The 21,981-nt window shown below is 60.0% G+C and carries 20 protein-coding genes; 14 read left to right on the top strand and 6 right to left on the bottom strand.

Annotated features, from left to right (window positions below):
• The first annotated feature begins 17 nt into the window (after positions 1–17).
• From HU743_RS02555 to HU743_RS02545, 3 genes are read left to right on the top strand one after another with little or no spacing between them, the layout of a single operon-like run.
• Positions 18–515 carry an MFS transporter gene (locus tag HU743_RS02555; RefSeq protein WP_186634492.1) on the top strand — a complete coding sequence of 166 codons (498 nt, stop codon included), beginning with the start codon at positions 18–20 and terminating at the stop codon, positions 513–515.
• A gap of 15 nt (positions 516–530) precedes the next feature.
• Entirely contained in the window at positions 531–1,307 is a 777-nt protein-coding gene (locus HU743_RS02550; protein WP_186634495.1) for a class II glutamine amidotransferase, read from the top strand.
• A 12-nt stretch (positions 1,308–1,319) separates the two neighbouring features.
• Positions 1,320–1,862 carry a DUF2937 family protein gene (locus HU743_RS02545; RefSeq protein ID WP_186646723.1) on the top strand — a complete coding sequence of 181 codons (543 nt, stop codon included), beginning with the start codon at positions 1,320–1,322 and terminating at the stop codon, positions 1,860–1,862.
• Between the two features lie 144 nt (positions 1,863–2,006).
• On the opposite strand, the gene HU743_RS02540 is transcribed toward HU743_RS02545, so the two are convergent.
• Complete coding sequence (locus tag HU743_RS02540; protein ID WP_186646721.1) at positions 2,007–2,921, bottom strand: LysR family transcriptional regulator; 915 nt, start codon at positions 2,919–2,921, stop codon at positions 2,007–2,009.
• 158 nt (positions 2,922–3,079) lie between these two features.
• On the opposite strand from HU743_RS02540, the gene HU743_RS02535 reads away from it, so the two are divergent.
• From HU743_RS02535 to HU743_RS02520, 4 genes are all read left to right on the top strand, one after another.
• Positions 3,080–4,366, top strand: a complete 1,287-nt coding sequence (locus HU743_RS02535) for an MFS transporter (protein WP_186646719.1) — start codon at positions 3,080–3,082, stop codon at positions 4,364–4,366.
• A 62-nt stretch (positions 4,367–4,428) separates the two neighbouring features.
• The gene (locus HU743_RS02530; RefSeq protein ID WP_186646717.1) at positions 4,429–5,181 is read left to right on the top strand and encodes a 5-oxoprolinase subunit PxpA; all 753 of its coding nucleotides are present in this window, start codon (positions 4,429–4,431) and stop codon (positions 5,179–5,181) included.
• Positions 5,178–5,882, top strand: a complete 705-nt coding sequence (pxpB, locus tag HU743_RS02525) for a 5-oxoprolinase subunit PxpB (protein WP_186646715.1) — start codon at positions 5,178–5,180, stop codon at positions 5,880–5,882. The genes HU743_RS02530 and pxpB overlap by 4 nt, the downstream gene beginning before the upstream one ends.
• Positions 5,879–6,802 (top strand): biotin-dependent carboxyltransferase family protein, encoded by a 924-nt coding sequence (locus HU743_RS02520; protein WP_186646708.1) that lies wholly within the window; start codon positions 5,879–5,881, stop codon positions 6,800–6,802. Before pxpB ends, HU743_RS02520 begins: the two co-directional genes overlap by 4 nt.
• 138 nt (positions 6,803–6,940) lie before the next feature.
• On the opposite strand, the gene HU743_RS02515 is transcribed toward HU743_RS02520, so the two are convergent.
• Positions 6,941–8,119, bottom strand: a complete 1,179-nt coding sequence (locus tag HU743_RS02515; RefSeq protein ID WP_007956512.1) for a VWA domain-containing protein — start codon at positions 8,117–8,119, stop codon at positions 6,941–6,943.
• A gap of 10 nt (positions 8,120–8,129) precedes the next feature.
• Positions 8,130–8,975, bottom strand: coding sequence for a MoxR family ATPase (locus HU743_RS02510; protein ID WP_186548802.1), 846 nt, complete (start codon positions 8,973–8,975; stop codon positions 8,130–8,132).
• A 198-nt stretch (positions 8,976–9,173) separates the two neighbouring features.
• Between HU743_RS02510 and HU743_RS02505 the strand changes: the two genes are divergently transcribed.
• Entirely contained in the window at positions 9,174–9,404 is a 231-nt protein-coding gene (locus HU743_RS02505) for a DUF4160 domain-containing protein (RefSeq protein ID WP_186634531.1), read from the top strand.
• Positions 9,392–9,889, top strand: coding sequence for a helix-turn-helix domain-containing protein (locus HU743_RS02500; protein ID WP_186646706.1), 498 nt, complete (start codon positions 9,392–9,394; stop codon positions 9,887–9,889). Before HU743_RS02505 ends, HU743_RS02500 begins: the two co-directional genes overlap by 13 nt.
• Here HU743_RS02500 and HU743_RS02495 read toward each other — a convergent pair.
• Positions 9,886–10,962 (bottom strand): DUF748 domain-containing protein, encoded by a 1,077-nt coding sequence (locus tag HU743_RS02495; RefSeq protein ID WP_186646704.1) that lies wholly within the window; start codon positions 10,960–10,962, stop codon positions 9,886–9,888. The genes HU743_RS02500 and HU743_RS02495 overlap by 4 nt on opposite strands.
• A gap of 139 nt (positions 10,963–11,101) precedes the next feature.
• On the opposite strand from HU743_RS02495, the gene cysK reads away from it, so the two are divergent.
• Positions 11,102–12,076 (top strand): cysteine synthase A, encoded by a 975-nt coding sequence (cysK, locus tag HU743_RS02490; protein WP_186646702.1) that lies wholly within the window; start codon positions 11,102–11,104, stop codon positions 12,074–12,076.
• Positions 12,077–12,305: 229 nt separating this feature from the next.
• Positions 12,306–13,244, top strand: coding sequence for an aspartyl/asparaginyl beta-hydroxylase domain-containing protein (locus HU743_RS02485; protein WP_186548796.1), 939 nt, complete (start codon positions 12,306–12,308; stop codon positions 13,242–13,244).
• A gap of 44 nt (positions 13,245–13,288) precedes the next feature.
• On the opposite strand, the gene HU743_RS02480 is transcribed toward HU743_RS02485, so the two are convergent.
• The gene (locus HU743_RS02480; RefSeq protein ID WP_186634534.1) at positions 13,289–13,465 is read right to left on the bottom strand and encodes a hypothetical protein; all 177 of its coding nucleotides are present in this window, start codon (positions 13,463–13,465) and stop codon (positions 13,289–13,291) included.
• A 446-nt stretch (positions 13,466–13,911) separates the two neighbouring features.
• On the opposite strand from HU743_RS02480, the gene HU743_RS02475 reads away from it, so the two are divergent.
• Positions 13,912–14,775 carry a DMT family transporter gene (locus HU743_RS02475; protein WP_186646700.1) on the top strand — a complete coding sequence of 288 codons (864 nt, stop codon included), beginning with the start codon at positions 13,912–13,914 and terminating at the stop codon, positions 14,773–14,775.
• A gap of 119 nt (positions 14,776–14,894) precedes the next feature.
• Here HU743_RS02475 and HU743_RS02470 read toward each other — a convergent pair whose 3' ends face one another.
• Complete coding sequence (locus HU743_RS02470; protein ID WP_186646698.1) at positions 14,895–15,803, bottom strand: EamA family transporter; 909 nt, start codon at positions 15,801–15,803, stop codon at positions 14,895–14,897.
• A 196-nt stretch (positions 15,804–15,999) separates the two neighbouring features.
• On the opposite strand from HU743_RS02470, the gene aceK reads away from it, so the two are divergent.
• A complete protein-coding gene (gene aceK / locus HU743_RS02465) occupies positions 16,000–17,721 on the top strand; it encodes a bifunctional isocitrate dehydrogenase kinase/phosphatase (RefSeq protein ID WP_186620408.1) in 1,722 nt (573 codons plus the stop codon).
• 139 nt (positions 17,722–17,860) lie between these two features.
• Positions 17,861–21,772, top strand: a complete 3,912-nt coding sequence (gene hrpA / locus HU743_RS02460) for an ATP-dependent RNA helicase HrpA (protein ID WP_186646696.1) — start codon at positions 17,861–17,863, stop codon at positions 21,770–21,772.
• The last annotated feature ends 209 nt before the right edge of the window (positions 21,773–21,981 follow it).

Below are 21,981 nucleotides of genomic sequence, written 5' to 3'. Positions count from 1 at the left end.
TCTTTGCCTGCCTTGCCATGGACACCATGACCGAGAACGACTATCTGATCGCCTGGGGCCTCTACGCCTTTGCCGCTGTGGGCTGCCTGTTGGTAGGAATGCGCCTGACCACCTGGATGTGGCGCTGGCTGCGTGAACCGCTGCGGGTACTGATGGCAGTCTTGCTGTTCAGCCCGACCATCGTCGACCCGGTGAAGGCCAAGGTCGCGCCGTCGGTCGCCATCACCGCGCTGGACCTCGCCTTCAAGGTGGGCAATAACGCCTGGCGGGCGGTTTCCGATTTGTTCATGTACGGCATGATCGCTTTCGGTCTGTATCTGATCTTCGTGCTGATCCGCTTCCCGCTCGAACGCGCGTCGAAAGCCCGCCGCGAACAGGCAGAAAGCGCCAGGGCGGCGGCCCGCGCCGATGAGCGTGACGACGACCAGCCGTTCGGCGCGGCCGGTGATGACCGTTACGGTCGCCCACCGGTACCGAGCAATCCGCAGCGCATGCGGGTCGAGCCGCGTCTGTAATCCGAGAGTCCGCACATGTGTGAATTACTGGGCATGAGTGCCAACGTGCCGACCGACATTGTGTTCAGCTTCACCGGCCTGATGCAGCGCGGCGGTCGCACCGGGCCGCACCGCGACGGTTGGGGCATCGCCTTCTATGAGGGCCGTGGCCTGCGCCTGTTCCAGGATCCGGCGGCGAGCAGCGAGTCCGAAGTCGCCAATCTGGTGCAGCGCTATCCGATCAAGAGTGAAGTGGTCATCGGCCACATCCGCCAGGCCAACGTCGGCAAAGTCTGCCTGTCCAATACCCATCCGTTCGTGCGCGAACTGTGGGGGCGCAACTGGTGCTTTGCGCACAACGGCCAACTCGCCGATTTCACCCCGATCAAGAGTTTCTACCGCCCGGTCGGCGATACCGACAGCGAGGCGGCCTTCTGCGATTTGCTCAACCGTGTGCGCGCAGCCTTTCCGGAGCCGGTCGATATCGAAGCGCTGTTGCCCGATCTGGTCGCTGCCTGCGCCGAGTATCGCAGCAAGGGCGTGTTCAACTGCCTGCTCAGCGACGGTGACTGGCTGTTCTGTTATTGCTCGACCAAACTGGCACAGATCACCCGGCGTGCCCCGTTCGGCCCGGCGCGGTTGAAGGATGTCGATGTGATCGTCGATTTCCAGGCCGAAACCACGCCCAACGACGTGGTCACCGTTATCGCCACCGAGCCTTTGACCGAAAACGAAACCTGGACCCGCTACGAACCGGGCCAATGGAGCCTGTGGCGACGCGGTGAATGCGTAAGCCAGGGCAAGACCGAATAAGGATTGCACCTCATGTTGCTCAGTTATGTACGGCTGGTGTTGTTTGCGGCGGGCCTGTTGATCGGTGTCCAGGTGCCGGGGTTCATCAACGATTACGCCAAGCGCGTCGAGGCGCACCTGATCGAAGCGCAGACCGGCCTGCGTGGTTTTCAGGGCACGGCCGAGCAGTTTTTCAAAGGCGATATGCAGGCATTGGTTGCGCATTACCGGGCCAGTGAAGACCCGATCTTTCGCAGCGATGCCGACAGCCTGAATACCTTGCTCACCCGACAGGTTACCTTGGATAAACAGTTTCAGGCGATGCAGGGGCCGTGGTACATCCGCTTCCTGCAGGTGGTACTGGCCGCCGATCCGGACATCCGCAAGGAGACCTGGAATGGCTACAGCTATCAGATTCTGCTGACGCCCGAAGCGATGATCTGGGGCATGAGCGGGGCGTTGCTGCTGTCGTTCGGCATTGAATGCCTGTTCCGCCTGATCGATTGGGTGGTGCTCGGTGGCCGGCGTCTGCGCCAGAGCCGGCCGATCGAAGATCGCGACGTACGCGGTCTCTGAGGCCTATACATTGCGCTGTGGCGAGGGAGCTTGCTCCCGCTGGAGTGCGAAGCGCTCCCGAGCGTTATTCCTCAGTCACAGCCATAAACGGATGACGACTGCTGCGCAGCCGAGCGGGAGCAAGCTCCCTCGCCACAAGTGTGGTCAGTCGGTGAGGGTGATGTAGTCCTTGCCCATCTTGTGCGCATATCCCGCCAGCACCTGCTGACACAACGTCACAATCTCCTCGACCCACTCAACCCCGACCCGCCACGACACCACCACTGGCAGGTTCGCCGGTTGCTGATCGATGTCGAGCAAGGTCAGCTCTCCGCGCGCCAGTTCCTCGGCTACCAGCACCGGTGGCAGCGCGCCAATACCAAAACCATCACGCAGCAATCGGGTAATCGCCGACACCGAGTTGACGCAGTTCAAGCGTGGCGCCATGACGCCGTTGGCCTGCATCAGCGCGAGTATGTCCTGGTGCGGTCGTGAGTTTTTCGAGTAGGTGATGATCCGCTCCTGCGCCAGTTCGGCGAGGTCGGCGTAGTCGCGGTTGTAGATCGAGTTGCTGGCGACAATCCAGCCCAGCGGATGGCTGGCCAATTCCAGGCTGCGCACGCTTTCATGGCGTACCAGGTCGGTCTGCAGAATGATATCGAGAAAGCCTTTTTGCAGCTGATCGCAGAGATTCAGCGCGGTATCGGCCACCAGTTCGATTTCCAGCCGCGGATACAGATCGGTGATCTGCGCCACCAACGGGCTGAGCCAGGTATGGATGACCGTGTCCATCACACCGATGCGCACCCGGCCGACCTTGCTCGAACGGGTCTCGATCGACTGTTTCAACGCCGCCATGGTGTCGAGCATCTGCTCGGCGTAGTCCAGCACTTTGAGACCTTCCGGCGTCAGGCTGACGCCGCGCGAATCGCGCAGAAACAGCTTGACCCCCAGCTCGCCCTCAAGCACTGCAATGCGGCTGGAAATCGACGCCTGGGTGGTGAACAGCTTGTCGGCGGTCAGGCGAAAACTCTTCAGTCGGGCGACCCAGACAAAGGTCTCGAGAAACTTCAGGTTCATGGGCAAGGCTCGGGTGACAAATTTTTCTTATGCCTAAGGCGGGTTTTTATTCGTTGGACGGCGCAGGGCGGAGCGACGAAAAATCTGCGCATCCGGTTCCCACGATAGGCGTCGTCGGGGCTACGAACAAGACCAATAAAAACCTGCGGAGATTTGCCATGAGTGCTCCCGACACCGTCCCTTTACCCAAGCCTGCGGCACGTCCAGGGCCGTTCGACTGGTATCGCAACATCAATCAGCAGGAGCGCCGTACTTTCTGGAGCTGCAAGATCGGCTATGGCCTGGATGGCATGGACACGCAGATGCTCAGCTTCGTCGTGCCGACGCTGATTGCAATGTGGGGCATCACCACCGGTGAAGCCGGACTGATCCACACCAGCACACTGATCGCCTCGGCCATTGGCGGCTGGGTCGCCGGTATTCTCTCTGACCGCATTGGTCGCGTGCGCACCCTGCAACTGACCGTGCTGTGGTTTGCCTTCTTCACCTTTCTCTGCGGCTTCGCACAAAACTACGAACAACTGTTGATTGCCCGCACCCTGATGGGCTTCGGCTTTGGCGGAGAATGGACCGCCGGCGCCGTGCTGATCGGTGAAGTGATCCGTGCCCAGGATCGCGGCAAAGCGGTGGGCATGGTGCAATCTGGCTGGGCGCTGGGCTGGGGCCTGACGGCGATTCTGTATGCGCTGCTGTTCTCGGTGTTGCCACCGGAAGATGCCTGGCGCGCGCTGTTCATCCTCGGCATCGTGCCGGCGGTGTTTGTGATTTTCGTTCGTCGTCTGGTGAAAGATCCGGAAATCTATCGCGAAGCCAAAGCTGCGCAAACGCCGGAGAATCCAGCGAAGTTCTACGAGATTTTTGCCCCGGGCATGCTCTTCACGACCTTTCGCGCTTCGCTGCTGACCACTGGCGCGCTGGGCGGTTACTACGCAATCACCTCGTGGCTACCGACCTTCCTCAAGAATGAGCGAGGTTTGAGCGTGCTTGGCACTGGCGGTTATCTGGCGATGGTCATCGTCGGCTCCTACGTCGGCTATGTGATCAGCGCTTATCTGACCGATCTGTTGGGACGAAAAAAGAACTTCATCCTGTTCGCGGTTGGCTCGTTCACTATCGTTTTGCTTTATACGCAAATGCCGGTCAGCAATGGTGTGATGCTGTGGCTGGGCTTTCCGCTGGGCTTCTTCGCCTCAGGCATATTCAGCGGCATGGGCGCGTTTCTTACCGAACTGTTCCCCACGCGCATTCGCGGTTCGGGACAGGGCTTCTGCTACAACATCGGACGAGCGCTGGCAGCGCTGTTTCCCCTGCTGATCGGTTTGCTCAGCCAGAAAGTGCCGCTGAGCATAGGCATCGGTGCCTTCGCGGCGGTGTCCTACGGCGTGGTCATTCTCGCGGCGTTGAGCCTGCCAGAGACGCGCGGCAAACAACTCGACGCGCAGTAACTGATAACCTGCGGGGCACTGTCCTACAGTTAAAAAGACAAGCAGCTACAGGAGTGTTCACCGTGAGCCGCCTGCTATTGAATTGCGACATTGGCGAGAGCTTCGGCAGCTGGACGATGGGTCTGGATGCCGAGGTCATGCCCTTCATCGATTGCGCCAACGTCGCCTGCGGTTTCCATGCCGGTGACCCGAGCATCATGCGCAAAACCGTGGCGCTGGCGCTCAGGCACGGCGTGCAGATTGGCGCACACCCGGCCTATCAGGACCTGGTCGGTTTCGGTCGCCGCTCCATGGCGTATTCCGCGCAAGAACTGCAAGACATCCTGCATTACCAGATCGGTGCCCTCGACGGCATCTGCAAGGCGCAGGGCGGGCGGGTCAGTTACGTCAAACCCCACGGCGCGATGTACAACGACATGATGGCCAATCCAGCGCAATTGCGTGCGGTCATCCAGGCCGTGGCCGCTTATGACCGCAGTCTGCCGTTGATGCTGATGGCCACCCGTGACAATACGGCGGCGCAGCAGATCGGCGATGAACACGGCGTGACGCTGTGGTTTGAAGCCTTCGCCGATCGCGCCTACGACAGCGCAGGCCGGCTGGTTTCGCGGCAACTGCCCGGCGCGGTGCATCACGATCCTGAAAGCATCGTCGCGCAAGCTTTGACCATCGCCCGTGGCGGCGAGCTCATTGCCACCGATGGCAGCGCTTTGCACTTGCGCGCCAACACCCTCTGCGTACACGGCGACAATGCCAGCTCGGTGGCCGCCGTGCAGCGTATCCGCCAAGCCCTGAATACGCAGGGCGCGTCATGAATCCAAGGATCGAAGTCGTGGCGGTGGACTGCCTGATGCTACGTCTGTTCGACGATATTGCCGAAGCCAACATGCCATGGATGCTCGCCGCTGCAGAGCGCTTGCGGGTGGGGTTCGGCGCACAGCTCATCGATCTGGTGCCGTCGTATACGACGTTGATGGTGCATTACGATTTGATGGTTTTGTCTCCGGCTCAGGCGCGAGAATTGATCGCCGAAGCGTTGATCGCCCTGTCGCAGACTGCGCGAACCGCGGGGCAGTGTCACGTCTTGCCGGTCTGGTATGACCTGAGTGTCGGCCCGGAACTGAGCCTGTTGGCCGAACGCAGCGGGCTGGCGGTGGAGGAAGTTATTCGTCGCCACAGTGCGCGTGAGTATCAAGTGTTCGCCCTCGGTTTTGCGCCAGGGTTTGCCTTTATGGGACTGGTCGAAGAAGTCCTGGCAGCACCCCGCCTGGACACACCGCGCAAAAAAGTCGCCGCCGGCAGCGTCGGCATCGCCGAGCGACAGACGGCGGCTTATCCGGTGGTATCGCCCGGTGGCTGGAACCTGATCGGGCGCACCCCGGCAAAACTGTTCGATCGCCATCGCGACGGTTACAGCCTGATGCAGCCCGGCGACACGGTACGCTTCGAAGCGGTCGACCACGCCGAATTCGTAAACCTGGGCGGCGACGACACGCCACTGGGGGCGCGGGCATGAGTCGGCTGACGATTGAAGCGAGCACACCGCTGTGCCTGTTGCAAGACGCCGGGCGGTTTGGCGTACGGCATTTGGGCGTGACCCAGGGCGGTGCGGCGGACTGGTGTTCGATGAGCTGGGCCAACTGGCTGCTGGGCAATGGGCTGGACGCCGCGGTGTTGGAAATCACCCTCGGCGGGTTCGCCGTGACGGCTGAGGAGGATTGCCTGCTGGCGCTGGCCGGGGCAGATCTTGGCGCGCAAATCGACGGCCAGCCGCTGGCGCCGTGGCGCAGTTTCGCATTGGCGAAAGGGCAGACATTGCGGCTCACCCAGCCTTTGCTCGGTGCTCGCGCCTACCTCGCAGCGCCCGGTGGTTTTGCCGCGCCGCAGGTGCTGGGCAGCCGTGCCACGGTGGTGCGCGAAGAACTGGGCGGTCTCGATGGGATGGGTTCGCCGCTCGGCAAAGGAGCGACGCTCGGTTATGGCGGGGAAGGGCTGGCGGCGCGTGAAGTGCCTCTGGCGCTGCGGCCGGATTTCACCAGGGACACACCTCTGCAGCTGGTACTGGGCGCACAGATTGGTCAGTTCAGCGGGCAGAGTCTGTTTGATGTCTTCAACAGTGCCTGGACGCTGGACAGCCGCGCCGATCGCATGGGCATACGTTTGCTGGGCAAGACGCTGCACTACCAAGGCTTGCCGATGATTTCCGAGGGGATTCCATTGGGCGCGGTGCAAGTTCCACCGGACGGCCAGCCGATCGTGTTGCTCAATGATCGGCAGACCATTGGCGGATATCCGCGACTGGGTGCGTTGACACCGCTGGCGCTGGCGCGGTTGGCGCAGTGCCTGCCGGGAGCGAAGGTGAGATTGAGGCCGGTGGTGCAGGAAGTGGCTCATCGCGAGCATGTCGCGTATTTGCAGCGCTTTGAAGATCGCTAAAAGCTTCGCGAGCAGGCTCGCTCCCACAGGTAAATGCGTTCCAGTGTGGGAGCGAGCCTGCTCGCGAAGCTTTTAGCGATCTTCAAAGCGCTGCAAATACGCGACATGCTCGCGAAGGCGTCGGTCCAGCCAGCGGGATTATTTGGAAAGAAACCGCATCCCTTCCTCAAGCCCGCGCAACGTCAACGGATACATCTGGTCCTCGATCAGATCCCGCACGATATTGGTCGAGGAGGTATAGCCCCAAGTGTCTTTCGGATACGGGTTGATCCAGATGAGCTTTTTATACTTCTCCATGAAGCGCTGCATCCACACATAACCCGGTTCTTCGTTCCAATGCTCGACACTGCCGCCGGCCTGGGTGATTTCATAGGGCGCCATGGCGGCGTCACCGATGAAAATCACTTTGTAGTCGGCGCCGTACTTGTGCAGCAGGTCCTGGGTCGAGGTGCGCTCGGACGTGCGGCGCATGTTGTTCTTCCACACCGATTCATAAATGAAGTTGTGGAAGTAGAAGTATTCGAGATGCTTGAACTCGGTCTTGCAGGCCGAAAACAGTTCCTCGCAGATCTTCACGTGTGCGTCCATCGAGCCGCCGATGTCGAACAGCAGCAACAGCTTCACCGTGTTGCGCCGTTCCGGGCGCATCTGGATGTTCAGCAGGCCGGCATCCTTGGCGGTATGGTCGATAGTGCCGTCGATGTCGAGCTCTTCCGCCGCGCCCTGGCGGGCAAATTTGCGTAAACGGCGCAGGGCGACCTTGATATTGCGCGTGCCCAGTTCCACCGAGTCGTCGAGGTTCTTGTACTCGCGCTGATCCCAGACTTTTACCGCTTTGCCCTGGCGCTTGCCGGCGTCGCCTACCCGAATGCCTTCGGGGTTGAAACCGCCGGAACCGAACGGGCTGGTGCCGCCAGTGCCGATCCATTTGTTGCCGCCGGCGTGGCGTTCCTTCTGTTCTTCCAGGCGCTTCTTGAATTCTTCAATCAGCTTGTCCAGACCGCCGAGAGACTGGATCTGCGCGCGTTCTTCGTCGGTCAGCGAACGCTCGAATTCCTTGCGCAGCCAATCTTCGGGAATCAGCGCCTGCAAGTGATCGTCGAGTTTCTCCAGACCGTTGAAGTAGGCGCCGAACGCCCGGTCGAACTTGTCGAAATGGCGCTCGTCCTTCACCAGAATCGCCCGCGACAGGTAATAAAACTCGTCCATATCGGCGAAGGTCACGCGCTGTTTCAGCGCGTTGATCAGGTCGAGCAGTTCGCGCACCGACACCGGCACCTTGGCTGCACGCATTTCGTTGAACAGGTTGAGCAGCATGACGATGGCCTTATCGAGAGCCGCGACGGCTCATGAATGCAAGGCGCTCAAGCAACTGCACGTCTTGCTCGTTCTTTACCAGCGCGCCTGCCAGCGGCGGAATCGCCTTGGTCGGATCGCGCTCGCGCAGCACCGCTTCGCCGATATTGTCGGCCATCAGCAGCTTCAGCCAGTCGACCAGCTCTGATGTCGAAGGCTTTTTCTTCAGGCCCGGCACCTTGCGCACGTCGAAGAACACGTCCAGCGCTTCGCTGACCAGATCCTTTTTGATGTCCGGGTAATGCACGTCAACGATTTTCTGCAGCGTGGTGCGGTCGGGGAACGCGATGTAGTGGAAGAAGCAGCGGCGCAGGAACGCATCCGGCAGCTCTTTCTCGTTGTTGGAGGTAATGATGATGATCGGGCGCTTTTTGGCCTTGATGGTCTCGTCGATCTCGTAAACGTAGAACTCCATCTTGTCGAGTTCTTGCAGCAGGTCGTTGGGGAATTCGATGTCGGCCTTGTCGATTTCGTCGATCAGCAGAATGACCCGCTCCTCCGACTCGAAGGCCTCCCACAGCTTGCCCTTCTTCAGGTAATTGCGCACGTCGTGGACTTTTTCATTGCCCAGTTGCGAGTCGCGCAAGCGGCTGACCGCGTCGTACTCGTACAGACCTTGATGAGCCTTGGTGGTCGACTTGATGTGCCAGGTGATCAGCCTGGCGCCGAACGATTCGGCCAGTTGCTCGGCAAGCATGGTCTTGCCGGTGCCCGGCTCGCCCTTGACCAGCAGCGGTCGCTCCAGGGTGATGGCGGCGTTGACGGCCAGCTTCAGGTCATCGGTGGCGACGTAGGCCTGGGTGCCTTCGAACTTCATCTGTTAATCCTCGAACGGTAACGCTGACCTTACGGGCAGGGCGGGGCGAAATAATCGGATGCCCGACTATAACGCGCAGTCCGGTCGACTGTGAACGCAGACGGCTTATTCAGTCTCTGAATGGAGCGTCACATGTTGACTCAGTCTCGGCGGATGGCCAGTATTCAGGTATCGCCGATTTGGCGATAGCCTTGCGGCATGTCTACTAAATATCGATTTCGCGATAAATACCGAATTCAACTGCGGGAGAAGGATCACCCACCGCCCCATGTCCACCTTACCGGTGGCGGCGTTGATGTGATGCTGAGCCTGGAAACTATTGAAGTGATGATGGGCAAGGCCCCGCCGCTGATCGTCAAAGAAGCGTTGGCCTGGGTGGGCGCACATCAGGCGCAACTACTGGAGGAGTGGAAACGATGTTACCCATGAAACGGCCGCGTCTGCGATCCGCGCAGGTTCTGTCGGATTTCAGGTTGGCGCTGACTTTTATAGACGGTCAGGAACTGACAGTTGACCTGGGGATGGACATTCATACTTATCCAGGTCTGCGACCACTGCTTGATCGCGAAGTCTTTGCGACTGCCGTAGTGGGCGACGAGGGCTGGATCGTCGAATGGCTTCAACCTGACATACAGATTGGTGCAGACACGTTGTACATGGATGCGCTGGCGCAGAATGCGCAGGATGACAACACACGCATTTTTATCGACTGGCGAGCCCGTACCGGGCTTTCTCTCAAGGATGCCGCCGAGGCGCTGGGTGTGAGCGCTCGGAGCATCAGCCGTTACAGCAATGGGCGTGAGGCAGTGCCACGTTCTCTGGCGTTGGCCTGTCTGGGCTGGGATTCGCTGCAACAGCGCTCATCAATAGCGGCTGAGGACACTGGTCGATATGTCGTCAGCCGCAAAACTTAGCCCTCATCCGGCGTCGGCCGCTCGTACCGCGCATTGAAGGCCTGGATAAATCCATTACGCAAAATCTGCAAGAACGCTTCGAAGGCGTTGACGTTTTGCTGGTGGACATTGCCGCTGAGTTCGACGCGGGTGGCGAACTGGTTTTTGTTCTGGTTTTTCAGTGCGGTTTCGGTGCCGCCGACCAATGCTTCCCAGATTGAGCGGAACAGGCCCTTGTTCTCGTTCTCGACGTCCTGCTGCCAGTTGAACACGTCGACGTCGCGCAGCAGGGGTTTGATATAACCGGTCAGGCGAGCGTTCTCTGCCTTGGCTTCAATTACCACATCACCGTGGCCGGCATTGAAATCGAATTTGCCGTAGGCCGCGGCGAAGTCGTTCATGCGCTTGAGCTCGATGTTGCGAGCGCGCAGGCGAAATTCGAAGTTTTCGAAGTTGCTCAGCGGGTCGAATGTCGCGGTGGTTTCCATTGGCGCGTGGCCGAGCAGCAGGGCCTTGCCTTCGAAACGGGCGTCACGCTTGCCCTCCTTGTCGACCACGTTGGTCAGGTTGTAAAAACTGGCGTTGACGTTGCTGGCATTCAGGTTAACCGGCGGTTTGGAATTGAAGTTGCGGAACGTGACGCGACCATCGTTGATCTGCACCTCATCGAGCGTAATCGGCAACAATTTGCCCAATTGCTCGCGCCAGTCGGTGCCCTGACCGGTCTGCGAGTTCTTCTTGTTGGCGCCGCCATCGACGAAGTTGATCTCAGGGTTGAGGAATTGCACCTGTGCGACCACGGCATGGTCGTACCACAGTGAATGCCAGCTGACTGACAGGTCGATCAGCGGTGCGTCGACGAAGGGTACCGGCACCTTGCCGTCGACCTTGACGATTTTCAGGCCGTTGATTTTGTACGCGCCGCGCCACAGCGCCAGATCGACATCGGTGATCTGGCCGCGGTAATCGCCCATGTCCGCCAGCTTGTCATTGAGGTAGTCGCGCACCAGATAAGGCAGGGCGATGTGCAGGGCGACCAGCAGCACAACGACCCCGGCGAGGGTCCAGAGCGGCCAACTGTAACGACGCTTCATGATGGTTCCTTGGTCAGGGTTCCTTGATGACTCAATGCGATTGACTGCCGGCATTTGCAGACGTTCGACCCGACTGGACTGTGATGGACAACAGGCTTACCTTGAAAAGCTGAATTCAACGCTGCACAAGGACCCAGCCATGAGCCGTATATTCGCTGACAACGCCCATTCCATCGGCAACACGCCGTTGGTACAGATCAACCGCATCGCGCCGCGTGGCGTGACCATTCTGGCCAAGATCGAGGGGCGCAACCCCGGTTACTCGGTGAAGTGCCGGATCGGCGCGAACATGATCTGGGATGCCGAAAGCAGCGGCAGACTCAAGCCAGGCATGACCATTGTCGAACCCACTTCAGGCAACACCGGTATCGGCCTGGCCTTCGTTGCCGCTGCGCGCGGGTACAAATTGATGTTGACCATGCCGGCTTCGATGAGTATCGAACGTCGCAAGGTGCTGAAGGCATTGGGCGCAGAACTGGTGCTGACCGAACCGGCCAAAGGCATGAAAGGCGCCATCGAGAAAGCTACTGAAATCGTTGCCAGCGATGTCGGCAAGTACTTCATGCCGGCGCAGTTCGATAACCCGGCCAACCCGGCGATTCACGAAAAGACCACAGGCCCGGAAATCTGGAACGATACGGATGGTGCGGTTGACGTGCTGGTCGCCGGTGTCGGCACTGGCGGAACCATCACCGGTGTTTCGCGGTATATCAAGAACACGGCGGGTAAACCGATTGTGTCGGTGGCGGTCGAGCCGGTCTCGTCCCCGGTGATCACCCAGGCGCTGGCAGGCGAAGAAATCAAGCCGAGCCCGCACAAGATCCAGGGCATCGGCGCCGGATTTGTGCCGAAAAACCTCGATTTGTCGATGGTTGACCGGGTCGAGCAGGTCACCGACGAAGAGTCGAAAGCCATGGCCCTGCGCCTGATGCAGGAAGAAGGGATTTTGTGCGGGATATCCTGCGGTGCAGCCATGGCGGTCGCGGTGCGCCTGGCAGAAACCCCGGAGATGCAAGGCAAGACCATCGTGGTGATTCTGCCGGACTCGGGCGAGCGCTATCTGTCGAGCATGTTGTTCAGTGACCTGTTCACCGAGCAGGAAACCCAGCAATAAAGCGGATCGCAGCCACAGGCGCTGCCGACGGCTGCGATTTTTCAGGCTTTTTGATGCAGGTCAGCCAAGGTTCAGGAGTCGCATGTTAATAAATGCTTTGTTGCGCAGCGCTTGATACTGAATCTTCTGTCAGGCGGGTTTTTCCCGAGGCCGGTAGTGTTTATCATGGCCGGCTGCCATGTCGGGTAAAGGGCATTGTGCAGCGTTGTCTTTATTCAAGGAGTTGTTGATGACCTTTTCGTTTGCCGCCAAGGCGTTTGTGCTGTTGCTGTTTCTGGGCAGCACGCTCTTTGTGCATTTGCGCGGCAGGGCGCGTTTGCCGGTCCTGCGTCAGTTCGTCAACCACTCGGCGCTGTTCGCACCGTATAACGCCTTGATGTACCTGTTTTCGGGCGTGCCGTCCAAGCCGTATCTGGATCGCAGCAAGTTTCCTGAGCTCGATGTCCTGCGCGAAAACTGGCAAACCATCCGCGACGAAGCCATGCACCTGTTCGACGAGGGCTATATACGCGCCGCCGAGAAGAACAACGACGCCGGTTTCGGCTCGTTCTTCAAGAAGGGCTGGAAGCGTTTCTATCTCAAGTGGTACGACAAACCGCTGCCATCGGCCGAGGCGCTGTGCCCGAAAACCGTGGCGCTGGTCAGTGCGATTCCCAACGTCAAAGGCGCAATGTTCGCCTTGCTGCCGGGCGGCAGTCACCTCAACCCGCACCGCGACCCCTTCGCCGGCTCGCTGCGTTATCACTTGGGGTTATCGACGCCGAATTCCGACGATTGCCGGATTTTCGTCGACGGTCAGGTGTATGCCTGGCGCGACGGCGAAGACGTCATGTTCGACGAGACCTACGTACATTGGGTCAAGAATGAAACCGAGCAGACCCGCGTGATCCTTTTCTGCGATATCGAACGTCCCCTGAGCAACCGCTTCATGACGCGCATCAACCGCTTTATCAGCGGCTGGCTCGGCCGCGCCACCGCGCCACAGAACCTCGACGACGAACGCGTTGGCGGCATCAATCAGGCTTATGCCTGGAGCAAGCGTTTCAGCGACCGGTTCAGCGGTATGGTCAAACAGTGGAAACGCCGCCATCCCAAGGCCTACCGCGTGATGCGGCCGGTGTTGGCGGTGCTGGTGCTGACGTTGTTGGGGTATTGGTTGTTTGGTTGAAGTCGGACCAGAAATAAAAACCGCTCCTTTGGAGCGGTTTTTTATTAGCGGAAGGAAAAGGACGAACCGGCCAGAACGCCGTTTGGCTCTTCACCGGTTGGGTTGGCCAGGGCGTCCCTGATGCGATTCATTTCCGTTTCAGATAACTCACCAGAAGTCCGCTTTCCTCCCTTCTTTCTGGGTTTGGAATCTGATGCTTTCTTTTCAACGACAGCTTTCATGGGGTCACCGACGTTGATCAATAAATGAGCAGGTGTTCAGCCGCCAATCACTGTAATCACCCAGCGCCGCACAGTCGCTACCGGCCCTCTGCCCAAGTCATTGCAATCTGTGTCCTGCGCTGGTTATAGTCAGCTCGCGCGAGCCGCCGTGCTCACGCTTTCATCTCTCAATGAAGATCTGTATCCATGCCTGCATCCCCCATCAGCGCGGTAGTCGATTCAGCGGTCAACGCTGGCGTCGTGCCGTGCGGGAATCGGCAGCCCAGGCAGATCAGTCATTACCCCCCACCTGTCAGTAGCACGCCGGTGTGCGCAGTCGTAGCGCCGCCGGGCGTTGGTGTTTCGGGCTGATCGGCCGTTTCTGCCGACTCCCGCGCCCGCCACAAAAACCTACTGAATTTCAGCTTCGGCTGAGTTGGCTATTTGCCTGACTACAGGTGGTATTCATGTTTGTCCTTTCGAAACAATCCGCGCTCGCGGCGGCGTCCACGAGCCTGTTCGTTCTGCTGTGGAGCAGCGGGGCGATCTTCTCCAAATGGGGCCTGGCCCATGCTTCGCCCTTTGCCTTTCTACTGATTCGCTTCGCGATCGCGCTGTGCGGGCTGTTGCTGCTGGCGCCGCTGCTCAAACTGAAATGGCCCAAGGGCGGCAAACCGATGCTGTTTGCGATCGCCACGGGGCTGGTGTTGCTTGGGGCCTATCAGATTTTTTATCTGCTGGCCCTGAACAGCAAAGTCACCCCGGGGGTGATGGCGACGATCATGGGCGTGCAGCCGATCCTCACGGTGGTGCTGATGGAACGGCAGCGCTCGGCCAGTCGGATGTTCGGACTGGCGCTGGGGTTGGCGGGGCTGATCATGGTGGTTTATCAGGGCATCGGTCTGGCCGGCATGTCTTGGGCGGGAATGTTGTTCGGACTGCTGGCGCTGGCGAGCATGACACTCGGCTCGATCATGCAGAAACGCATCACCGACAATCCCCTCGGCACGCTGCCGGTGCAGTATCTGGCCGGCTTGCTGCTGTGCGCGGTTTTCGTACCGTTTCAGCCATTCCACTTCGAGCACAGCAGCGGTTTTGTCGTGCCGGTTTTGTGGATGGGTCTGGTCGTCTCGGTGCTGGCGACGCTGTTGCTGTATCGCCTGATCGCGCGGGGCAATCTGGTCAATGTCACCAGCCTGTTCTATCTGGTGCCGGCGGTGACAGCGGTGATGGATTACCTGATTTTTGGTAATCGGCTGGCGGCGTTGAGTGTGTTGGGGATGGTGTTGATTATTATTGGATTGGCTTTTGTGTTCCGTAAGACCGGATAGCAGAAAGACAGGCGGTGGCTGTTCGGGCGCCATCGCGAGCAGGCTCACTCCTACAGTTGGAATGCATTCCCCTGTAGGAGTGAGCCTGCTCGCGATGGCGATTCTATAAACAAAGCAGATTACCGATTCATAACTTCTGCAGGCTTCACCACTGCCGGCTTCAACACCAGCCACAGCGCAATCGCAATCAACACCCCGCCATAGATGTGCGCCATCGACAACGGCTCATCGAGCAATAACGCCCCCCACAACACGCCAAACGGCGGAATCATGAAGGTCACGGTCATCGATTTCACCGGGCCGATCGAGCTGAGCAGACGGAAATAAATGATGTAGGCAAACGCCGTGCAACCCAGGCCTAGGCCAAGCAGCGACAGCCAGACATGCCAGCCACCCCAGCTGACTGGCGGCGCAGTGATCACGCTATAGGCGAACAGCGGCAACAGGAACAGCGTCGCACCGAGCATACTGCCCAGCGCCGACAGACGGCTGTCCAGCCCGCCCGCCTGATCCAGCCAGCGCCGTGCGAGGAATCCGGCGAAACCGTAGCAGGTAGTCGCCAGCAGGCAGGCGACCGCCCCCAGCAGCAGTTGCAGATCGAACGCCACCGGCCCGGCACGGGTCAGCACGCCGACCCCGAACAGACCGAGGAACACCCCCGCCAATTTCGCCGCCGAGAGTTTTTCACTGAAAAACAGTCCGCCAATCAGCACGCCCATCAGCGGCGTGGTGGCGTTGAAAATCGCCGAATACCCGGCCGGCAGCACTTGCGCGGCCACCGAGTACAGCGTCGCCGGGATCGCCGAATTGATCACGCCCAGCAACATCACGGTTTTCAGCTTGCCCTTGAAATCCCAACTGATGCGCATCAGGCCCAGAATCACCAGCAGGCCCGCGGCGGCGATCGACACGCGGAAAAAACCGGTCGGAATCGTGCCGATCACTGGCGCAATAATGCGCATGAACAGAAAACTCGCGCCCCAGATAGCGGCCAGCGACAACATGCGGAAAATATCGACGGGGCTCACGGGCGGCTCCTTGCTTGATCGGGACGAGAGTGTTGCCGAGGGGCCGGACGATGGCAACCGCAATTGGGGCGTTTAATTCTCCCGGCGAAACGCGGCACCGTACGTCCGGGTTCGGTTTTTGGCCGATATTGCACTTCTCCAAAGGCCCGTTCCGTGGCTAAGCTCAAGCTTTCGAGCGCACGCAGAGGTTTCATCTATGCCGCAGCAATGGCCAGCCACCGACATCGCCCGCATGATCCTCGATGGCTTTGACGATTACCGCGAGCATTTCCGCCGGATCACCGACGGCGCCCGGGAACGTTTCGAGCAGGCGCGCTGGCAGGAAATACAAACCGCATCGGCGGCGCGGATCAACCTCTACGAGGAAAAGGTCGGCGAAACCATCGCCCGCCTGCGCGAATATTTCGATGACGAGACGCTGATGAATGTCAGCTGCTGGCCGCTGGTGAAAAGCGCCTATATCAGTGTCATCGACCTGCGCTTCGACGATGAACTGTCCGAGACCTGGTACAACTCGATCTTTTGCGGGCTGTTCAGCCACGACCTGATCAGCGACGGCTGCATGTTCATCCACACCACGCGTCCGAGCCTGCGCCGTGCCCGGGCTGCGCAAACGCGCACATACAAGCCGCAGGGGCAGTTATCGGCGATGCTTGCGAGCATTTTCGCCGACTATCGCTTCAGCGAGGATTACGCCGACCTGCCAGGCGACGTGCATCGTCTCGAAGCGCAACTGCGTGAAAACCTGCCGGACTGGGTGTGCAAGGACCCGGAACTGAGCGTCGAGCTGTTTTCCTCGGTGCTGTACCGCAACAAGGGCGCGTACCTGGTCGGGCGCATCTACACCCGCGACGAACAGTGGCCGCTGGTGATTCCGCTGTTGCATCGCGAAGGGCGCGGGATTCAGATCGACGCGTTGATCACCGACGAAGCTGACGTGTCGATCATCTTCTCCTTCACCCGCTCCTATTTCATGGTCGACGTGCCGGTGCCGGCGGAATTTATCGGGTTTCTGCGGCGCATTCTGCCCGGCAAGCACATCGCCGAGCTGTACACCTCGATCGGTTTCTACAAGCACGGCAAGTCCGAATTTTACCGCGCGCTGATCAATCATTTGGCCAACACTGACGACCAGTTCATCATGGCTCCCGGCGTGCGTGGCATGGTCATGAGCGTGTTTACCCTGCCGGGCTTCAATACCGTGTTCAAGATCATCAAGGACCGATTCTCGCCCTCGAAAAACGTCGACCGCGCCACGGTGATTGAAAAGTATCGCTTGGTGAAAAGTGTCGACCGGGTCGGCCGCATGGCCGATACCCAGGAGTTCGCCGATTTTCGTTTTCCGCTGAGCAAATTCGATCCGGCATGCCTCGAGGAATTGCTCGAAGTCGCGCCGTCCACGGTCTCGGTCGAAGGCGAAAGCGTGCTGATCCGCCACTGCTGGACCGAGCGCCGGATGACCCCGCTCAACCTTTATCTGGAAAACGCCAACGACGCGCAGGTACGTGAAGCGCTTGAGGACTACGGTCTGGCGATCAAGCAATTGGCGGCGGCGAATATTTTCCCCGGCGACATGCTGCTGAAAAACTTCGGCGTCACCCGCCACGGCCGAGTGGTGTTTTATGACTACGACGAAATCTGCTTTCTCACCGAAGCCAATTTTCGCCACATCCCGGCACCGCGCACACCGGAAGACGAAATGGCCTCTGAACCGTGGTATTCGATCGGGCCGCTGGATGTGTTTCCCGAGGAGTTCCCGCCGTTTCTGTTTGCCGACGCCGGGCAGCGCAAGCTGTTCGATCAGTTGCATGGCGAGTTGTACAACGCCGACTACTGGAAGAGCCTGCAAGAGGCGATTCGTGCCGGTAAAGTCATCGACGTCTTCCCGTATCGGCGCAAGGGCCTCGATAACGAATAACAAAAAGCAGCTGCAAGCGGCAAGCTTCAAGCTGCAAGTTAAAAGCCGCAGTGACTTGCAGCTTGTAGCTTGCCGCTAATAGCTGCTTTTCTGCGACAATCCGCCCCCTGCACAAATAGACGACCGAATTGCCTACCCGATGACCGACGAATCGCCCTCCATCGACAAACTGCTGAAAAATCTCGATCACGCCATGCTCGCCGACCGTCACCGGCTGCGGCGGCAGTTGCTTGAGCTGCGCAAGAAACCCGACGAAGCCAAACTGGCGCAGTGGGTGACGCGCATGCAGACGTCCTGTGACCAGGTGCTGGCGCGCCGCGCCAGCCTGCCGGTGATTCGTTACGACGACAGTTTGCCGATTGCAGCCAAGCGCGACGAGATCAAAAAGGCCCTGGAGCAACATCAGGTGCTGATCATCGCCGGCGAGACCGGTTCGGGCAAAACCACGCAGTTGCCGAAAATCTGTCTGGAGATCGGTCGCGGTCAGCACGGCCTGATCGGCCACACCCAGCCGCGTCGGATCGCCGCGCGCAGCGTTGCCAGTCGCGTTGCCGAGGAGCTTGGCACGCCGCTCGGTGCGCTGGTCGGCTATCAGGTGCGCTTTGAAGACCAGAGCGATGCCAACACCCTGATCAAACTGATGACCGACGGCATCCTGCTCGCGGAAACCCAGAACGACCGCTACCTCGAACGCTACGACACGATCATCGTCGACGAAGCCCACGAGCGCAGCCTCAACATCGACTTCCTTCTCGGCTATCTGAAAACCCTGCTGCCGCGGCGTCCCGACCTGAAAGTCATCATCACTTCGGCGACCATCGATCTGGAGCGCTTCTCCAAGCATTTCGACGATGCGCCGATTGTCGAGGTGTCGGGTCGTACCTTTCCGGTTGAAACCTGGTATCGACCGCTGACCCTGGAGCAGGACGAAGAGGGCAACCGCGTCGAGGATGACTTGACGGTCGATCAAGCGATTCTCGCCACCCTCGACGAAATCGCTGCGTACGAGCGTAGCGAACGCCGCAGCCCCGGTGATGTGTTGGTATTCCTGCCGGGTGAGCGGGAGATTCGCGACGCCGCCGACATGCTGCGCAAGGCCCAGCTCAAGCACACCGAAATTCTGCCGCTGTATGCGCGTCTGTCGCCGGCCGAGCAGCAGCGGATTTTCCAGTCGCACCCGGGCCGCCGCGTGGTACTGGCGACCAACGTTGCCGAGACCTCGCTGACCGTGCCGGGCATTCGCTACGTGATCGACAGCGGCACCGCGCGAATCAGCCGTTACAGCTACCGCGCCAAGGTCCAGCGTCTGCCGATCGAAGCGATTTCCCAGGCCAGTGCCAATCAGCGTAAGGGCCGTTGCGGGCGGGTCGAGCCGGGCATCTGCGTGCGTTTGTACAGCGAGGAAGATTTCCTCGGTCGTCCGGAATTCACCGATCCGGAAATTCTGCGCACCAACCTCGCCGCCGTGATTTTGCAGATGCTGCACCTGCGCCTCGGCGAAATTACCGCGTTCCCGTTTATCGAGCCGCCGGACGGCAAGGCGATCAGCGACGGCTTCAATTTGCTGCAAGAGCTTTCGGCGGTGGATCGCAACAGCCAACTGACGCCGCTCGGTCGGCAGTTGGCGCGTTTGCCGGTGGATCCGCGCATGGGCCGCATGCTGCTCGAGGCGGCAAAACTCGGCAGCTTGCAGGAAGTGCTGATCGTCGCCAGCGCCATGTCGATTCAGGATCCGCGCGAGCGACCTCCGGAACGTCAGCAAGCCGCCGATCAGGCCCATGCGCAATGGAAGGATCCGGATTCGGATTTTGCCGGACTGGTCAATTTGTGGCGTGGTTTCGAAGAGCAACGCCAGGCGCTGACCGCCAGCCCGCTGCGCAACTGGTGCCGCAAGAACTTCCTCAACTACTTGCGTTTGCGCGAGTGGCGCGACTCTCACCGGCAGTTGAGCCTGATCTGCCGCGACATGCAGTTGAGCCTGAATAAAGAGCCGGCAGATTATCCGAAGCTGCACAAAGCGGTGCTGGTCGGCCTGCTCAGCCAGATCGGTCAGAAAACCGAGGACGGCGATTACCTCGGCGCTCGCCAGCGGCGCTTCTGGATTCACCCCTCTTCAGGCATCGGCAAGAAGCGCCCGCAGTGGTTGATGACCGCCGAACTGGTGGAAACCACCAAGCTCTACGCGCGCATGGTCGCCAAGATCGATGCCGACTGGATCGAACCGCTGGCCGGGCACCTGATCAAGAAAAACCACTTCGAACCGCACTGGGAAAAGAAGCGCGGCCAGGTCGTGGCGTACGAGCAGATCACCCTGTTCGGGCTGATCGTGGTCGGTCGTCGTCCGGTGCATTACGGTCCGGTGGACCCAGTGGTTTCGCGTGAGCTGTTTATCCGCGAAGGGCTGGTGCGCGGCGAGATCCAGTCGCGGGCAAAATGCCTGAGCGCTAATCAGAAGCTGCTCGAGCAGCTCGACGAACTGGAAGCCAAGGCCCGGCGCCGCGACATCCTCGCTGACGAAGAAACCTTGTACGCCTTCTACGATGCGCGTTTGCCGGCGGAGATCCACCAGACCGCGACCTTCGACAGTTGGTACAAGGTCAACAGCCAGAAAGACCCGCAGTTGTTGATCATGCGCGAAGAAGACGTGCTGGCCCGCGAGGCCAGCGAAGTCACCGCCCGCGATTACCCGGATACGCTGCACATCGGCGATCTGGAGCTGGCGCTGACTTACCATTTCGAACCCAACCATCCGCGCGATGGCGTGACCTTGCGCGTGCCGGCGCCGCTGCTGCCGATGCTGCCGCCGGAACGTCTGGAATGGCTGGTGCCGGGGCTGATCGAGGCCAAGTGCATTGCGCTGGTGCGCAACCTGCCGAAAGCCCTGCGCAAGAACTTCGTGCCGGTGCCGGACTTCATCAAAGCCGCGTTGCAGCGCATGACCTTCGCCGACGGCTCGCTGCCGCAAGCGCTCGGCCGCGAGCTGCTGCGCATGACCGGCGCGCGGGTCAGCGATGAAGCGTGGGCGGAAGCTGTGCAACAGGTCGAAAGCCATCTGCGCATGAACCTGGAAATCGTCGACGGCCAAGGCAAGTTCCTCGGTGAAGGTCGCGATCTGGCCGAGCTGACCGCACGCTTTGCCGAAGCCAGTCAGGCCGCATTGGCGGTGCCGCAGAGTGCGAAAAGTCAGCAACCGGTCGAGGCGAAAGTCTTCGCGCCGGTGGCGGAAAAGACTCAGCAGAAAATCGCCGGGCTGTCGATGACGGTGTACCCGGCGCTGGTGGAAGAGGGCGGTACGGTCAAGGAAGGGCGTTTCTCCACCCCGGCTGAAGCCGAGTTCCAGCATCGCCGTGCCTTGCAGCGCTTGTTGATGCAACAACTGGCCGAGCCGGCGAAATTCCTGCGTGGCAAGTTGCCGGGGCAGACAGAGTTGGGGCTGCTGTATCGCGAGCTGGGCCGGGTCGATGCACTGATCGAAGACATTTTGCTGGCCAGCCTCGACAGCTGCATTCTCGAAGGCGAAGACCCGTTGCCCCGCGACGGCGCCGGGTTGGCGGCATTGGCCGAGCGCAAACGCGGCAGCTGGACCGAACACGCCGAGCGCGTCGCGCGGCTGACCCTGGAAATCCTCAAGATCTGGCACGGCCTGCAAAAGCGCTTCAAGGGTAAGATCGATCTTGCTCAGGCAGTGGCGCTCAACGACATCAAGCAGCAGATCGGCCATCTGGTCTATCCGGGCTTCGTCCGCGAAACGCCGATGCAGTGGCTCAAGGAACTGCCGCGTTATCTGAAAGCGGTCGAGCAGCGTTTCGAGAAACTCGGCGCGCAAGTACAGAAGGACCGGGTCTGGAGCGGCGAACTCGCCGGCCTGTGGGCGCAATACCAGACCCGCGCGGCCAAGCATGCGCAGGAAGGCAAACGCGATCCGCAACTGGAGTTGTACCGCTGGTGGCTGGAGGAATACCGCGTGTCGCTGTTTGCCCAGCAGTTGGGCACGAAAGTACCGATCTCGGACAAGCGCCTGAATAAACAGTGGAGCCAGGTAGAGCCCTGACCTCGCGCCTTTGATTGTTCCCACGCTCTGCGTGGGAATGCCTCTGGTGACGCTCCGCGTCCAGTGACGCGGAGCGTCACGGGCTGCATTCCAACGCAGGAGCGTGGGAACGATCATCCGTGTTGATCTTGAGGAAGGCGCCAAAATTCTGGGTTTATGGCAAACTTCGCCACCATAACCCGCCGTTTCGCGACCCAGAGCCTTCGGCC

Source organism: Pseudomonas sp. SWRI99 (assembly GCF_014270125.1).
In the GTDB taxonomy this organism is placed as follows: domain Bacteria; phylum Pseudomonadota; class Gammaproteobacteria; order Pseudomonadales; family Pseudomonadaceae; genus Aquipseudomonas; species Aquipseudomonas hamedanensis.
The sequence above is the reverse complement of the archived record's forward strand: the minus strand, read 5'-3'. Positions and strand labels throughout refer to the sequence as shown.